We start from the raw sequence: 15,173 nt of genomic DNA on the forward strand, positions 1-15,173 counted from the left end.
CGCTACGAGACGACATCGCGCGGCGGTTTGCCGGCCACGAAATCGGCGGCGTTCTGGACGGCCGCCAGCGCGATCCGTACGAGCGTCTCGCGCGTCACGCCCGCGACATGCGGTGAGAGCACCACGTTCGGGGCCTTGAGCAACCGCAGGGCCTCGGTGGGCGGTTCGGGGTCGAACACGTCGATGCCCGCTCCGGCCAGGGCGCCCGCCTCCAGCGCGTCCGCGAGGGCGTCCTGGTCGATCAGGGCGCCCCGCGCGGTGTTGATCACGAACGCGGTCGGCTTGAGGAGCGCGAGCCGCTCGGCGTTCAGCAGGTGCCGGGTGTCATCCGTGAGCGGCGCGTGCAGCGTGATGTAGTCCGACGTGCGCAGCAGTTCATCGAGCTCGACATGGCGCGCACCGCCGAGCCGAGCCGCCGTCTCCGCGTCGACGGGCTGCGGACCGGCGTACACGATATTCATGTCGAACACGACCGCGCGGCGGCCGACTTCCTCGCCGATGTGCCCGAGTCCGACGATGCCGAGCGTCTTGCCGGACAGTTCGGTGATGGACTGCTGCAGTCGCGGCAGCGCCCAGTCGGCGTCGACGAGCGCGGTGTGCGCCGGCACCAGCTGCTTGGCGAGGGCCAGCATCAGTGCGAAGGTCTGCTCGGCGACATTCTGCTTCTCGGCGCCACTGGAACCGATGTTGCAGACGGGCACGCCCTTGGCGCGCGCCGCGTCCAGGTCGACGTAGTCGAAGCCGTGACTGGCGCACTGGATGAGTTCCAGGTCCGGTGCGGCGGCGATGTGTTCGGCGGTCACCGGGCCGAGTCCGGTGATGATGACGTGCGCCTCGCGCAGCGCGGCGGGATCCTCGCCGGTCGCCTCCACGACGGTGACGTGGGCCTGCCCGGGGAAGACGGTGGCGAGCGCCGCGCCCGCCGTGCGGCCCCCGACGTGCGGCGAGACGACGGCCAGGACGTTCTTCGTGTCGGTCATGCGGATTCCTCGATCAGGTCGTCGGAGCCGATGGTGGCGGGACTGGCATGCCCGGACAGGGCGAGCGTGAGGTCGAACTCGGCGAGCAGACAGCGGATGACGTGCTCGACGCCCGCCTGCCCGTCGAGGCCGAGTCCGTAGGCGTACGGGCGTCCGACGAGGACGGCCTGGGCACCGAGCGCGAGCGCCTTGAAGATGTCGTCGCCCGTACGGATCCCGCTGTCGAAGAGGACGGTCAGCCGGTCGCCCGCCGCCTCGACGACGCGGGGCAGCGCGTCGGCGGCCGCGACCGACCCCGCCACCTGTCGGCCACCGTGGTTGGAGACGACCACACCGTCCATTCCGGCGCTGGCGGCACGGCGGGCGTCGTCCGGGTGCAGGATCCCCTTGAGGACGATCGGCCCCTCCCAGTTCTCCCGCAGGAACTCCAGGTCCGGCCAGGTCTTGCCGGGGTCCGCGAACATGCCGACGAAGTGCATCACGGCCGCGTTCGGGTCCTCGTGCACCGGCTTGGCCAGGCCCGCCTGGAACGCCGGGTCGGTGAAGTAGTTGGCGGTGCCGACGCCGTGCAGGAACGGCAGATACGCCTGGTCCAGGTCGCGCGGGCGCCAGGCCAGCAAGGGAGTGTCGAGGGTGACGAGCAGCGCGGTGAACCCGGCCGCCTTCGCCCGGTTCAGGAAGCTCCGGGTGACCTCGCGGTCCTTCGCCCAGTACAGCTGGAACCAGCGCTCCGCGTCACCCATCGCCTCCGCGACCTGCTCCATGGGGGTGCTGGAGGCCGACGACAGGATGTACGGGACGCCCTGCGCCGCCGCGGCCCGCGCGGCGGCGGACTCCGCGTCCGGGTGCATGATCGACAGCACGCCCACCGGAGCGAGCGCCAGCGGCGCGGGCAGCGGACGCCCCAACACCTCGACGGACAGGTCGCGTTCGTGCACATCGCGCAGCATGCGCGGCACGATCCGGCGCCGGTCGAGGGCGGCCCGGTTGGCGCGCGCGGTACTGCCGTTGCCCGCGCTGCCCGCCACATAGCCGACCGGACCGGGCCCGAGCCGCTGCTCGGTGAGCTCCTCCAGCCGCGTCAGATCGGTGGGCAGCCGCGGCACGGCGCCCGTCATTCCGTTCAGATAGATCTCGTACTGGAAGTCGGCCCAATGCTTCGCCATCCGTACGTCCCGCCTCTCGTCCCTGAGACCGCGCTGTACGACGTCGATCCTGGCGACTGTGACAAGGTCCGTCCACTGTGGTGCGCACATCGCGCGGCTGGGATTATCACCCTGTGACAAGCAAGCCCGCACAAGGCCCTGCCGAAGCCAGGGAGCGCATCTGGCAGGAGATGATCGCCGATCCGCGTGTCGTGGAGGCGATCGTCGCCGCGGTGCACGAACAGGTCCCGGTGTACGCCGCGCTCGACGACAGCCGGCTGCCGGAGGTACGGGCCATCGCGGCCTGGGGGCTGGAGCGGCTGTTGCACCTCTGGGCGACCGACGGCACGCTGGAACCCGCCGATCTCAGGCGCTTCCGGGGCATCGCCGCGGCCCGCGCGGCCGACGGACGCCCCGTGCAGGCGGTGCTGCGCGCCTACCGGGTGGCGGGGACCGTCCTCACGGACGAGATCGCGGCCCGCGCGCCCCGACTCACCGCCGAGGACGCCTTCGCGCTCGCCCGGATGCTGCTGACCACGCTCGACACGCTCTCCGAGGAGATGGCCACGGCGTACGCCGCGACCAGCGAAGACCTCACAGGGGACCGCGACCGCGCACTGCGACTGCTGCTCGACGACCTGATCGCCGGGCGGCACGCCTCCGTGGGCGCGCTGACGGACCGATCGGCCCGGCTCGGCATCCAACTGCCGGACCCGTACTGCTTGTTGGTGGCGGAGCCGGTCGGCGCGGACCGCCCCGACATGGCGCACGACGCGGCGGCGGGACTGCTCGACGCGCTGGCCGTTCCGGGCGGCGAGGTCACCTCATTGGCGACGGTACGCGGCTCCCGTGCCGTCCTGCTGCTGCCGGCCGGAGCGGCCGCCGGGGCGGGAGCGGTCCTGGGCGCGCGGTCCTGGCGGGGTTGCGCGATCACCGGTGAGAGCCTGGACCGGGTCGCCGTCGCCCACCGCCTCGCCGCCGACGCCCTCGACACGGCACCCGCCCACGCCCACCGACCGGGCCGCCTCCTCACCGACGCCGACGCACACGTCCTCGCTCTGCTCGCCGGGCACCCGGCCGCCGCGCCGGACCACATCGCCCGCCTGGTCCTCGGCCCCCTCACCGACCCGGGCCGGCAGCACCTCCTGGAGGCGCTCACCGCATACATCGACACGGGCTCGGCGAACGCCGCCGCCCGCGAACTGCACCTCCACGCCCAGTCCCTGCGCTACCGCCTGCGCCGCATCCACGAACTGACGGGCCGCGATCCCCGCGACCCCTGGCAACGGCTGACGCTGGACATCGCTCGCACGGTCAGGCCCTGACACCTCGCGGGGGTGCACGGACAGGACCTAGTCACCGGACGGGGTCTCGTGGACCGTCCGCCGCGACGGGTACCACTCCTTGCCCGCCGGGCGGCCTTCCAGGTTCCAACTCCAGGAGACCGTCGGCGTGATGCGCATATAGAGGCCCGGGCCGACCATCCCCACGCGCTCGACCGGCTCTTCGGCGCGGCCGTAGACCCGTACGCCTCGGGCGATGAACGGGTCGAGGGACACCAGATCGTCGATGACGAGGGCCACCTCGTGGTGGCCAGCCATGACATTGCGGAACTTGCGGGTTCCGGCGACGGCCGCGCCGGTCCCGCCTACCCAGAAGTACGTGCCGTCGTACTCGAAGGCGAGCGGCACCACATCGGGCTGCCGACCGTCGGGAGCCAGCGTGGCGACACGGGTGAGCGGCTGTGACCGCATGTAGGCGATCTCCTCGTCGGTGAACGACATGACATCCTCCGGGCGTACGGGCGAAGGGGGGCCTCCACCGTCCATACGAACGGCGACCGTCCGGATCGACACGATCCGACATGCCCGGAGGGGAAATCCGACAGCCGGTGCGCCGCGCGAGGCCGTGCGTCGAAGTAATCGCAAGAGCCTTGTTATTGAAAGTAATATGCAACAAGCTGGTGCGGCCCTTACCGCCTGCCCAGGACGCGGAGCCATGTCATGCCCCACCTGATGCCGAACGCTGGACCACAGCGCGTCATCGCCGTCTCGAACTTCGTCTACACCGTCGGCAGCGGCCTCTTTCTGACCGCCGGGGTGCTGTACTTCACCCAGGCGGTGCACCTTCCGGCCGGCCAGGTGGGGCTCGGACTGGGCATCGCCGGTTTCGTCTCGCTGGCCGCGGGCATCGCCGTCGGCCATCTCGCCGACACGCACGGAGCACGCGGCGTCTACGCGACCACTCTTGTCGTCCAGGCGCTGGCAACGGCGGGCTTCGTGCTGGCGGACAGCTTCTGGCCGTTCGTCCTTACGGTGTGCACCGCCACCGGGGCCAAGGCGGCCGGACTGGCCGCACGCAGTCCGCTCATCAGGCACTACGGAGGGGACCGGCCGCAGGAGTTCCGTTCCTACCTCCGGGCTGTCAGCAACGTCGGCATCTCCTTCGGTGCCCTGCTGGCGGGCTGGGCCGTCCAGGTGGGCACGCTCACCGCCTACCAGCTGCTGGTCGTCGGCAACGCGATCGCCTTCGCGGCCTCCGCGGCGGTCCTGGTCCTCCTGCCGCCGGTCACGCCCGCGCCCACCGTCGGCGGCCCACGCTGGATCGCACTGCGGGACCGGCCGTACCTGCTGATCACCGCCCTCGACGGCATCATGGCCATCCAGTTCAAGGTACTCACCGTGGCCATTCCGCTCTGGCTGGTCACGGCCACCACGGCACCGCGCTGGCTCGTTTCGGGCACCATGCTCATCAACACGGTCCTTGTCATCGCGGTTCAGGTACGAGCCGGCCGCTCCATCGATTCCCCCGCCGCCGGCGGAGGCGCCTACCGTCGATCAGGCCTGGCCTTCCTCGTCTCCTGCTCGCTGATCTCGTTGTCCGCGGGGATACCGACGTGGGCCGCCGCAACGCTGCTCATGACCGCGGTGATCATCCATACGGTCGGCGAACTATGGCACTCCGCCGCGGGCTTCGAGGTGTCCTTCGCCCTCGCTCCGCAGTACGCCACCGGCCAGTACCTCGGCGTGTTCGGCCTGGGCGCCGGCCTGGCCGAGGCCCTCGGCCCCACCCTGCTCATCTCGCTCTGCATCACCTGGGGCCGCCCCGGCTGGTACGTCGTAGGAGCGTTGTTCGCTCTCACGGGCCTGGCGGCACCGCTCGCCGTCCGCTGGGCACAACGCCGGCAGCACGCCCGGCAGCCGCCTCCGGAAGCCGCGTGGGTCTAGGGCAGGACCTGGGTGACCCAGTCGCGATCGATGTGCCAGGTGGTGCCGTCGGTGTTCGCGCCGCGCAGGCCGTGCAGGGTGCGGGCGCCCGCGAGTGCCGGGACGCGGGAGTCGCCGAGTGCGGCGAAGGCGTACGTGCGCCGAGGGTCCCAGTCGGTGGAGTGGCGCAGACGGCGGGCCAGTTGGGCGAAGCCGAGCGGGGCGGCCGCGATCACCCAGGCGTCCGGCGCCTGGGCGGTGAGGCGCTGGGCGGGCCGCAGCCAGGAGGCGGCCTGCTCGGGCCAGTCCACGATCGCGAGGACGTCCTTGCCGGCCACCCTCCACACGGCGGTGAACGCCTTGGCGGCCGCACGGGAAGCGGCGTCGCGGCTGTGACCGATGGCGATGGACTGGACACGCGAGCGCGGCCCGGTGAGCAGGGCGAGCAGCGCGGTGAGTTCCGCGTCGGTGTGGGAGGGCGGGACGGGCAGGTCGCCGAGCGCGGCCAGTTCGGTGGGTTCGATCAGCGGCGAAACGGACTCGTCCGCGCTGCGGAAGGTGTTCATGACGTGCTGCCCTTCCGGCTCTTGTGGGCGGCTTTCCACCGCTGGTATTTGGCGGGCAGGCACACCGCGCACGGCCGGTACCCGGCGGCGATCGCGGTGCCTTCGTCGGCGAAGAAGACCCGGTACCGCACGTAGCGGCCGCGGGCCATCGCACACAGCGCCGAAGGGCAGTCCAGGAGCCCGTACAACTTTCCGCGCCGATGCCCGCCGAGCGTGCCCGGCGTGCCGCTCCGGCACGGCTTGTTGTCGGGGCCGCGCAGCGTGTACGTGGGCTGCCCGCTTGTCCGGTCGGTCATGTGGCGTCGTGAAAGACGAGGCCGAGGGTGTGCCGCCGACCGGAGCGGACGGTGCTCACCCCGTGTCGCACGGGGCCGATGGACCAGCCGCGCTGGGAGGCGACGGGCCGGTCGCGAGTGGTGAAGATCAGCCCGTGACCCCGCGGCAGCGTGGTGGAGGATCCGCGGGACTGGGCGCGGGGGCGCTGCTCGGTCATGATGAACTCACCGCCGCTGTAGTCGACTCCGGGTGCGTCGAGGCCGATGACGACCTGGAGCGGGAAGACGGCATCGCCGAACACATCGCGGTGCAGGGCGTTCCAGTCTCCGGCCCCGTAACGCAGCAGGATCTGCGCGGACTTGGCCTGTCCGGCCTCATGGCAGTGCGCCAACCACTCCCGCAGGCTGTCCGGCCAGGGTGATGGCTGACCGAGCTTGGCGGCCCAGTCCCGCGCGATGGGCAACAGGTGCGGGTAGAGCGCTTCCCTCAACTTCCCGACAGCATCCGGTAGTTCGTGAGTGAAGTAGCGGTACTGTCCGGAGCCGAACCGGTGGCGGGCCATGTCGACGGTGGTGCGGAAGCGCTCCGGCTCGTCATAGAGGCCTGCCATCGCCGTGCACTCGTCGGGGGTGAGCAGCCTGCCGGTGAGGGCGTGGCCGTACTCGTTGACCTCCGCGGTCAGTGCGTCCCAGTCCTGCGAGTCGACCCGCTCGGTGAGCGTGCCCGCAGGTTGAGTGGTGTCGATCATGGTGCCCTCCGGGGAGGTGGAAGCCGCAGGGCCGCTTTTGTGATGTTGCGAGCCCTGCGACTGATGGGGGCCGGTCATGCGGCCTGACGGACGTTCTCGAGGTCCAGCAGCCGCCGCTTGCGCTCCAGGCCGCCGGCGTAGCCGGTCAGCGCACCGCTGCTGCCCAGCACGCGGTGACAGGGGCGGACGACGAGCAGCGGATTCGCGCCGATCGCGGTGCCCACCGCGCGCGAGGCCGAGCGTGGGATGCCGACGCGGTCGGCGACCTGCGCGTAGGTGAGGGTGGTGCCGTGGTCGATGCCGATGCCCTCCAGGGCCTGCCACACCTGCTGCTGGAAGGGCGTGCCGCTGGTGGTGTACTCGATGTCGAAGCGGGTGAGCTTGCCGTCGAAGTACGAGCCGAGTTGGCGGATGATGTCGGCGAAGGCTTCGGTGTCCTCGCGCCAGTCGCGCTGGACGGTGACGCCGCGCTTCTGGCCGGGCATCGACAGCGAGGTGAGCGCCGTGCCGCCCTTCGCGGTCGCCGACTCCTCGCCCACCAGCAGGAGTTCACCCAGTGGGCTGTCGAGCGTCGCGTAGATAGTCATGACTCTTCCTTCTTGTTGCTGTTTCTGGCTACATGCACGAGTCTGCGGCTCGTGCGGCGTCATGTCTGGCGGCATTCGGACGTCATATTTCCGCTGGCGTGACGGTGCGCAGGCCACACCCTCGGCTCGACGGGGGTGGTTCAGCCGAGCGGCAGCTGAGGCGGCAGCGCGCCTTCGAGGACGAGGAGTTGCTCCTTGCGCTCCACGCCGCCGGCGTAGCCCTTGAGAGTGCCGTCCGCCCCGATGACACGGTGGCACGGGCGCACCACCAGCAGGGGGTTCTGCCCGATCGCGATGCCCAGGTCCTTGACCTCGGCGCGGGGGATGCCGAGTTGCTCGGCGATTTTGCCGTAGGTGGTGGTGGCGCCGTACGCAATCGCCTCCAGCGCTTTCCACACCCGCTGCTGGAAGGCGTTGCCGCGGGCGGTGAACTCGATGTCGAACGCCGTGAGTTCACCGGCGAAGTAGGCACTGAGCTGCCGCTCGATCTCGGTGAAGGCGTGCGGGGCGTGTGTCCAGTCGTCGCGCACCCTGGCCCGGTTGCGCTGCCCGGTCATGGACAGCGAGGCCAGCGCGGTACCGCCCTTCGCGGTCTGCGACGCCTCGCCCACCAGCAGCAGTTCGCCGAGCGGGCTGAGGAGCGTCGCGTAGAGGGTGTTCATAGTTCTCCTTTCACCCTCCATGCTGCGGGGGTGCGATGCCATGCGCTGGCGGTATTCGGACGTCACACTGCGGTGGCGGTGGCGGTGGCGGTGGCGGTGGCGGTGGCGGTGGCGGTGGCGGTGGCGGTGGCCGGTCGGACCGGCTGTGTCGCGCCCGATGTGTGAAGTGTGGAAAGGAAACTGCCCATTGTCTGGCCGGCGTGCCGACGGTTTCCATCACCCAAGGGCTCCCGGACAGGTCGGACAGCCCTTGGACGGCGGCTCCCGCAGCGGCGCGCCGACCTCGGACACCAGCAAGGTCAGTTGCTGGGAGACGGCGGACGGGCTGCACGACATGGCGGACGGCGCTTTGGGAACGTAAGAGAGGCAAGCGAATCTCGGGCAGATGGGAAATCACCGGCATGGACATCGACGCGCTCCGCAAGGACACCCCGGGCACGGCGAACCGCGTCCACCTCAACAACGCCGGGGCCGGTTTGCTCTCCCGGCAGACCCTCGAGGCGATGACCTCCCATCTGGAGCTCGAAGCGGCCATCGGCGGATACGAGGCGGCAGGCCAGGAGCGGGAGAGAATCGACGGCACCTACACGAACATCGCCCGGCTGGTGGGCGGACGGGCTGACGAGATCGCGCTGTTCGACAACTCCACCCACGCGTGGAACGCCGCCTTCTACTCCATGACCTTCGAGCCCGGCGACCGCATCCTGACCGGCCGGGCCGAGTACGGCAGCAATGTGCTGGCCTACCTGCAGGTCGCCCAGCGGACCGGCGCCGAGATCGTCGTGGTCCCCGACGACGAGTCCGGACAGCTCGACACTGCGGCCCTGGCCAACCTGATCGACGAGCGCACCAAGCTGGTCGGCGTCAGCCACATCCCCACCAGCGGCGGCCTGATCAACCCGGCGGCCGACATCGGCAGGATCGCTCGGGCGGCCGGCGTGCCCTTCCTGCTGGACGCCACACAGTCCGTGGGGCAACTCCCCGTCGACGTCGCCGAGATCGGCTGCGACATGCTCACCGCCACCGGCCGCAAGTTCCTGCGCGGACCGCGAGGAATCGGCTTCCTGTGGGTTCGCCCGGAGGCCCTGGAGTACCTCGACCCGTTCGTCACCGAGATCGAGGCCGCCACCTGGGACGGCGATCGTGGCTTCACCTGGCACGACGGCGCGCGGCGCTTCGCGACCTGGGAGGTGAGCTACGCCAACGTCCTCGGGCTGGACGCGGCCGTGGTCCAGGCCCTTGACCTCGGCCTGGACCAGATCGGCAAGCGAGCCGTCGCCCTCGGCGCGTACCTGCGCGACCGGCTTGAGGCGTTGCCCGGCGTCACCACGTACGACCTGGGCCGGGACCGGTGTGCCATCGTGACCGCCAAGGTCGACGCCGTACCCACGGCCGACGTCGCCTCGGCACTCGCGCAGCGCGGCATCAATGTCACCACGACATTCCCTGAACACACTCAGTTCGACACCGAGAACCGGGGCGTCCACCCCCTGGTGCGCCTCTCCCCGCACTACTACAACACCGATGGCGAACTCGACCGGGCTGTCGAGGTCTTCGCCGAACTCGCCCACGCGGCCGGCTGACCGAGTGCCATGTCCCATTGGTCGCAACTGTTAGGGATACGACACACCGTGCCAGGGGCGCCTACGCCAACCCCGCCCGGCCCCCGATGCGTGCCGTCGCCCGGACCGGGGCTCCGTCCGCCCCGGGCAGGTGCAGCGGGAAGAGGAACACCTCCACCAGGCTGCCCGCAGCCTGCGCGTCGGCGACGTGGCCTAGATGCGTCAGGTTCTCGGCGATCACGCCTTCCGTGCCGCACAGGATGCGGTGGGCCGGAAGATCGGTGCCGCCCGTGGGGTCCACGCTCAGCGCGTCGATGCCGACGGTGCGGACGCCCGCGTTGACGACGGCCTGGGCCGCCTCGGGTGTGAGCCAGGGATGCGCCAGGTAGTGGTCCGTTCCCCAGTACGCCGACCAGCCGGTGGCCAGCAGGAGGATCGCGCCGGGCCACAGGCGCAGGAGGGCCAGCGCGGGCGCGAGCAGGTCGGGGGTGATCGGGGCCCGCGCCGGGAGGCCGCGGACGTCGGCGACGACCGCGGGCCCCGCGAACCGCTCCAGCGGCAGTTCGTCCAACGTGGGCCATGCCTCGTCCACGTGGTACGGCGCGTCGACATGCGTTCCGGACTGCGAACCCATGTGCAGCCGCAGGACGTTGACGCCGTGCTCGGCGACCCGCAGCGCGCGGTCCACTTCCACCTGCGGGTCACCGGGATAGACGGGCATCCCGGTGACCAGGGGGACGGAGAGATCGAGCCAGGACTCCATCACATTCATGTCCTTCGCGGGCTTCAGTTGCTCTCGACGGCGAGCACCGGCTGCGTGCCGTCGGTCTCCGTGCCGGGGCCGGTGATCGGCGGCACCGGCACGTCGACCGTACGGGCCAGCCGCGCACCCTCGGGTCCGTAGACGGCCCGGGGTTCGGGGAAGAGCCGCAGCAGGGCCAGGAACAGGACGGCGGCGACGGCCAGCGACAGCGGCAGGCTGATGTCGATGCCGTTCGCCAGGTCGCCCAGCGGACCGACGAACTGCCCGGGGATGTTGGTGAACAGCACACCGATCACCGCGGACACCCACCAGGCGGTCATGCCCCGCCAGTTCCAGCCGTGTGTGAACCAGTAACGGCCGCCGCGCTGGCGGCGGTTGAAGACCTGGAGCGCGTCCGGGTCGTACCAGCCGCGCCGGGTGTAGAAGCCGAGGATCATCACGACCATCCACGGAGTCGTGCAGGTGATGATCATCGTGGCGAACGTCGAGATGGACTGCACCAGGTCGAAGCCGAAGCGCCCGACGAAGATGAACGCGATCGACAACACGCCGACCAGGAAGGTCGCCTGGACCCGCGACAGACGCGGGAACACCGACGAGAAGTCCAGCCCGGTTCCGTACAGCGACGTCGTTCCGGTCGACATGCCGCCGATCAGCGCGAGCAGACACACCGGCAGGAAGAACCAGCTCGGCGAGATGGCCAGCAGCCCGCCCACGAAGTCGGGGGCGGCCGGGTCGACGTACTTCGGAGCCTTGGTCGCGATGATGCTCGCGGTCGCGAGTCCGAAGACGAACGGCAGCAGGGTCGCGATCTGGGAGAGGAACGCGGCGCCGACGACCTTGCGGCGCGGCGCGTTCGCCGGGATGTAGCGCGACCAGTCGCCCAGGAAGGCGCCGAAGGAGACCGGGTTCGACAGCACGATCAGCGCCGAGCCGATGAAGGAGGGCCAGAACAGCGCCTGCGTCGCCGAGTCGGCGGAGGCCGTGAAGACACCGGCGTACGACGGGTCGAAGTCGCCGGCGAAGGCGATCGCGCCGAGCAGGAACAGCACGGTCGCCGAGGTCACCGCGATCTTGTTGACGAACAGCATGAACCGGAAGCCGTACACGCACACCGCGAGCACCAGAGCGCCGAACAGTGCGTACGCGACGACGTACGACAGCGTGCTGCGCTCCAGGCCGAACAGCCGGTGCGCGCCGCCGACCAGGGCGTCGCCGGAGCTCCACACCGAGATCGAGAAGAACGCGATGGCCGTGAGAAGCGAGAGGAACGAGCCGACGACTCGGCCGTGCACACCCAGGTGCGCGGAGGAGGCGACCGCGTTGTTCGTGCCGTTGACCGGGCCGAACACCGCCATCGGGCACAGGATCAGCGCGCCGACGACGACTCCGAGGAGTGTCGCCGCGAGCCCCTGCCAGAAGGAGAGGCCGAAGAGGATGGGGAAGGCCCCCAGGACGCAGGTGGAGAAGGTGTTCGCACCGCCGAAGGCGACCCTGAACAGGTCGAGCGGCGATGCGGTGCGGTCGGCGTCGGGGATGCGCTCGACGCCGTAGGTCTCCACCTCGGTGAGGGACGGCGACGCTGTGGCGGGGGAGTTCTCGGACAAGGGGGCTCCAGCGAAGTGCCTGTATCGGAAGGGCGATGGAGCGCGTCGTGGCGCCGGGGAGGGATGGCCGGTTGTCGCTGCTGGGGTGTGCGGCGTGAGCGGATGCCGTCCTTGTGGGATCTGCCGACGCTATGGCGGTGCGGCCGCCTCGCAACAGGAGGCGAATCATCCATCTTTCCCGCCCGAGATGGAGGATTGGTCCACCGGGTGGGATGGTCGGCGGCTCAGCCGGGCCGGTCGGCCTCCCGTGCGGCGCGCCAGCCGTGCCACCGGTGGACGGTGATCGCGATCACCGGGCCGTCCGGTGGCTGCGAGCGGTACGGCGCGTACTTCTCCCGCAGCAGGGCGATCGCCGCGGCGTACTCGTCCCGGACGCGGAACTCCGACGCGTCGGGCGGCAGGATACGGGCGTCGCCGTCCGCCCGTACCCACCACAGCCGGTCCCAGTCCTCGTCGTACGCGTCCACGAGCAGGCAGACGGCCGGGTGGGCGGCGATGTTGCGCAGCCGCTTCAGTCGCGCTGATCTCTTGGGCTTCCGGTCGACGGCGGTGACGATCTCATCGCCGCGCCGCGCGAAATCGCCGTACCGCGCGCAGACGCCGTGCTGCGCGAACACGACCGGCACCAAGTGGGGGCGCCCCTCGGCGTCCACCGTCGCCAGGCGCGCCACCCGTGCCGTCAGAAACCGGCGGCGCGCCTCGTCCTCGTCCATGTCCGGCACGGTGGGCTCCGTATCCCCGGCGACCGGGCGCGGTCAGCGGTAGGCGGACGCGGCTTCGGCCAGCTCGTCCAGCGTGCCCAGCGTCTGGTCCTTCGGCCGGGTCGGCAGATAGAGCAGTACGCGTTCGACGCCGAGTTCCGCGTAGATGTCGAGGGACTCACGGTCGTGCCGGGCCGCGTACACCACCACGGCCGGCCGGTCACCGGCGATCTCGCGCATGCGGTCGATCCGCGCGCCGAGCTCCTTGGGCGGTACGCCGCTGGGCATCCACGCCGTCCCGTACTCGGCGACGCGGGCGAAGGCGCGGTCGCTGTTGCCGCCGACCCAGAGCGGTGGGTACGGCTGCTGGACCGGCTTGGGCCAGCTGTAGACCGGGTCGAAGTCGACGAACTCGCCGTGGAACCCGGCCTCGTCCTTGGTCCACAGTTCGATGATCGCGCGGATCCGCTCGTCCATCAGTCGGCCGCGCTTGGCCGGATCCGTCCCGTGGTTGCGCATCTCCTCCCGGTTCCAGCCGGCGCCGACACCGAACACGGCACGGCCGCCGGAGACCAGATCGAGGCTGGCCACTTCCTTCGCGGTGATGATCGGATCACGCTCGACCACCAGCGCGATCCCGGTGCCCAGGAGCAGTTCGCGGGTCACGGAGGCGACCGCGGCGAGTGCCACGAACGGGTCGAGCGTGCGGTAGTACACGCGCGGCAGATCACCCCCTGCCGGGTACGGCGTCTCCCGCTTCACCGGAATGTGCGTGTGCTCGGCCAGCAGCAGCGCGTCGAACCCGCGCTCCTCCAGGGCCGGTCCGAGCGCCGCCGGACCGATGCCCTCGTCGGTGAGAAACGTCGACACCCCGAACTTCATTCGCGACCACCTCGTCTCGTCGGCACCTTGGTGCCAGTGTGGCGCGGTTCGTCACTCCTCGTCGGACGGAGCGTCTTCCGGTTCGGCGTCGGGGCCCTGTGCCCGGACCCGCTGGACGTGCTCGAGTGAGTCGCGCAGCTCGGTGAGCCAGTCGTCGGTGTGCCGCTGCACGAGGCGTACGCACCAGGCGAGGGCGTCGCTGCGGCTGCGGGCGACACCGGCGGCGACGAGGGTGTCGAGGACCTGGCGTTCGGGCTGGCGCAACCGGGTCATGACCGGCGCGGCGATGTGCGTGAACAGCGCGCGCTCGTCGCCGCACTCCACACCCCAGGAGACCTTCTTGCGGAACCGGTGCTCGGCCTCGCGCGCCACCGCGACCCGGCTCTCGCGGGTGCGCTCCCGGAATTCCTGGATGCGTGACTGGACGGCCGCCTCCTTCTCGGCGTCCGAGGCGCCTTCGGTGAGCCGGGGCTCGGGGATGCGGCCGATGACCGTGATCTCCTCACGGTCGACCGTCACCTCCGCGAGGCTCTCGAAGAGATCGTCGGGCAAGCGGCCGGCGAACCAGCCGCGCAGCTTCTCGTGCTGCTCCGTTGTAATCATGTAATCACCATTACTCCGTTGCTCGGCATATGCAAGGGCCTCCGCCATGGGCTGAAGCGGAATGTTTCAGGCCTATTGCCGAGCCAGGGGAATCCGGCCAGGAAGGCGCTTCCTGTGATCAACAACCGCCCAGTTCTGGGGCTTGAACTTTCGAATTCCGTAACTTCGCGCCACTGTTTCAACACTCAAAGTTACCGAAACGCATGGGGTCGATGTGTGTTTCCGGTGCGGACTCGGCAGACTCGCGCTCGCCGATCCGGCAATCAACCGAGCCGGTATGGCATTCAATCGAGCGGAAGGATGCACACAATGCCGACCACCGCGCGCTGGGCAGCGACTCTCACCCTGACGGCCACCGCCGTCTGTGGACCCATGGTCGGGTCCGCCCACGCGGCCCCGAGCCTCGGTCCGTCCGGGCTCTACGCCCCCTCGGCCCTGGTGCTCACCACCGGCCACGGCAACAGCGCGGCCACCGTCACTCCGGAACGGGCGGTCACCCTGAACTGCGCCCCGACCGCCTCCGGCACCCACCCCGCCGCCGGCCTGGCCTGCGCCGAACTCCGTGGAGCCGGCGGCGACTTCGACGCCTTGACCGTCAGAGACGGGGCCTTCTGTACGAAGCAGTTCGACCCCGTGGTCGTCACCGTCGACGGCGTCTGGCAGGGCAAGCGCGTCTCGTACGAGCGCACCTTCGCCAACGAGTGCGTGAAGAACTCCTACGGGATGACGGTCTTCACGTTCTGAGGGACCGGGATCGCGCGGTTCTCGTGAACGTCGATCGAGGTCCGTAACTGGGGAGTGCGGGCCCCGTCGCGGGGCGCCACGCGATTTCGCACCGGGGGTCGGCCGGACAGAGTGGGGCTGTCGGCCGGCCCTCGGCATTTG

The 15,173-nt window shown here is 70.4% G+C and carries 18 protein-coding genes; 5 read left to right on the forward strand and 13 right to left on the reverse strand.

The features are described from left to right. Positions 1-2 precede the first annotated feature (2 nt). Both AB5J53_RS45740 and AB5J53_RS45745 read right to left on the reverse strand, forming a co-directional pair. Entirely contained in the window at positions 3-980 is a 978-nt protein-coding gene (locus tag AB5J53_RS45740; RefSeq protein WP_369251474.1) for a 2-hydroxyacid dehydrogenase, read from the reverse strand. Continuing rightward, positions 977-2,146 (reverse strand): lactate 2-monooxygenase, encoded by a 1,170-nt coding sequence (locus AB5J53_RS45745; RefSeq protein WP_369251475.1) that lies wholly within the window; start codon positions 2,144-2,146, stop codon positions 977-979. Before AB5J53_RS45745 ends, AB5J53_RS45740 begins: the two co-directional genes overlap by 4 nt. Positions 2,147-2,259: 113 nt before the next feature. Here AB5J53_RS45745 and AB5J53_RS45750 point away from each other — a divergent pair, with 113 nt between their 5' ends. Further along, a complete protein-coding gene (locus AB5J53_RS45750) occupies positions 2,260-3,450 on the forward strand; it encodes a PucR family transcriptional regulator (protein ID WP_369251476.1) in 1,191 nt (396 codons plus the stop codon). Between the two features lie 27 nt (positions 3,451-3,477). Here the strand turns inward: AB5J53_RS45750 and AB5J53_RS45755 are convergent, their stop codons facing one another. Then, positions 3,478-3,909, reverse strand: a complete 432-nt coding sequence (locus tag AB5J53_RS45755) for a PPOX class F420-dependent oxidoreductase (protein ID WP_369251477.1) — start codon at positions 3,907-3,909, stop codon at positions 3,478-3,480. Between the two features lie 219 nt (positions 3,910-4,128). Here AB5J53_RS45755 and AB5J53_RS45760 point away from each other — a divergent pair, with 219 nt between their 5' ends. Beyond that, positions 4,129-5,352: an MFS transporter gene (locus AB5J53_RS45760; protein ID WP_369251478.1), complete on the forward strand. Its 1,224-nt coding sequence runs from the start codon at positions 4,129-4,131 to the stop codon at positions 5,350-5,352. Here AB5J53_RS45760 and AB5J53_RS45765 read toward each other — a convergent pair. The 5 genes from AB5J53_RS45765 to AB5J53_RS45785 all read right to left on the reverse strand — a co-directional run bounded on the left by AB5J53_RS45765 (position 5,349) and on the right by AB5J53_RS45785 (position 8,170). Next, on the reverse strand, positions 5,349-5,897 hold the full coding sequence (locus AB5J53_RS45765) for a hypothetical protein (protein WP_369251479.1): 549 nt from the start codon (positions 5,895-5,897) through the stop codon (positions 5,349-5,351). The genes AB5J53_RS45760 and AB5J53_RS45765 overlap by 4 nt on opposite strands. Further along, on the reverse strand, positions 5,894-6,193 hold the full coding sequence (locus AB5J53_RS45770; protein WP_369251480.1) for a metal-binding protein: 300 nt from the start codon (positions 6,191-6,193) through the stop codon (positions 5,894-5,896). The genes AB5J53_RS45765 and AB5J53_RS45770 overlap by 4 nt, the downstream gene beginning before the upstream one ends. Then, positions 6,190-6,921 (reverse strand): 2OG-Fe(II) oxygenase, encoded by a 732-nt coding sequence (locus tag AB5J53_RS45775; RefSeq protein WP_369251481.1) that lies wholly within the window; start codon positions 6,919-6,921, stop codon positions 6,190-6,192. The genes AB5J53_RS45770 and AB5J53_RS45775 overlap by 4 nt, the downstream gene beginning before the upstream one ends. Before the next feature lie 74 nt (positions 6,922-6,995). Then, a complete protein-coding gene (locus tag AB5J53_RS45780; RefSeq protein ID WP_369251482.1) occupies positions 6,996-7,508 on the reverse strand; it encodes a methylated-DNA--[protein]-cysteine S-methyltransferase in 513 nt (170 codons plus the stop codon). A gap of 140 nt (positions 7,509-7,648) precedes the next feature. Next, complete coding sequence (locus AB5J53_RS45785; RefSeq protein WP_369251483.1) at positions 7,649-8,170, reverse strand: methylated-DNA--[protein]-cysteine S-methyltransferase; 522 nt, start codon at positions 8,168-8,170, stop codon at positions 7,649-7,651. A 30-nt stretch (positions 8,171-8,200) separates the two neighbouring features. Here AB5J53_RS45785 and AB5J53_RS45790 point away from each other — a divergent pair, with 30 nt between their 5' ends. Both AB5J53_RS45790 and AB5J53_RS45795 read left to right on the forward strand, forming a co-directional pair. Continuing rightward, the gene (locus tag AB5J53_RS45790) at positions 8,201-8,335 is read left to right on the forward strand and encodes a hypothetical protein (protein ID WP_369251484.1); all 135 of its coding nucleotides are present in this window, start codon (positions 8,201-8,203) and stop codon (positions 8,333-8,335) included. A gap of 236 nt (positions 8,336-8,571) precedes the next feature. Next, complete coding sequence (locus AB5J53_RS45795; protein WP_369251485.1) at positions 8,572-9,753, forward strand: aminotransferase class V-fold PLP-dependent enzyme; 1,182 nt, start codon at positions 8,572-8,574, stop codon at positions 9,751-9,753. Between the two features lie 61 nt (positions 9,754-9,814). Here AB5J53_RS45795 and AB5J53_RS45800 read toward each other — a convergent pair whose 3' ends face one another. The 5 genes from AB5J53_RS45800 to AB5J53_RS45820 all read right to left on the reverse strand — a co-directional run bounded on the left by AB5J53_RS45800 (position 9,815) and on the right by AB5J53_RS45820 (position 14,288). Beyond that, positions 9,815-10,495: a cyclase family protein gene (locus AB5J53_RS45800; protein ID WP_369251486.1), complete on the reverse strand. Its 681-nt coding sequence runs from the start codon at positions 10,493-10,495 to the stop codon at positions 9,815-9,817. A 23-nt stretch (positions 10,496-10,518) separates the two neighbouring features. After that, positions 10,519-12,102: a cytosine permease gene (locus AB5J53_RS45805; RefSeq protein ID WP_369251487.1), complete on the reverse strand. Its 1,584-nt coding sequence runs from the start codon at positions 12,100-12,102 to the stop codon at positions 10,519-10,521. 224 nt (positions 12,103-12,326) lie between these two features. Then, complete coding sequence (locus tag AB5J53_RS45810; RefSeq protein WP_369251488.1) at positions 12,327-12,824, reverse strand: TIGR03668 family PPOX class F420-dependent oxidoreductase; 498 nt, start codon at positions 12,822-12,824, stop codon at positions 12,327-12,329. Between the two features lie 33 nt (positions 12,825-12,857). After that, positions 12,858-13,685, reverse strand: a complete 828-nt coding sequence (locus tag AB5J53_RS45815) for an LLM class F420-dependent oxidoreductase (protein ID WP_369251489.1) — start codon at positions 13,683-13,685, stop codon at positions 12,858-12,860. Positions 13,686-13,736: 51 nt separating this feature from the next. After that, on the reverse strand, positions 13,737-14,288 hold the full coding sequence (locus AB5J53_RS45820; RefSeq protein WP_369251490.1) for a hypothetical protein: 552 nt from the start codon (positions 14,286-14,288) through the stop codon (positions 13,737-13,739). A 309-nt stretch (positions 14,289-14,597) separates the two neighbouring features. On the opposite strand from AB5J53_RS45820, the gene AB5J53_RS45825 reads away from it, so the two are divergent. Then, a complete protein-coding gene (locus AB5J53_RS45825; RefSeq protein WP_369251491.1) occupies positions 14,598-15,032 on the forward strand; it encodes a protease inhibitor in 435 nt (144 codons plus the stop codon). Positions 15,033-15,173 lie beyond the last annotated feature (141 nt).

Source organism: Streptomyces sp. R41, assembly GCF_041053055.1.
GTDB lineage: Bacteria > Actinomycetota > Actinomycetes > Streptomycetales > Streptomycetaceae > Streptomyces.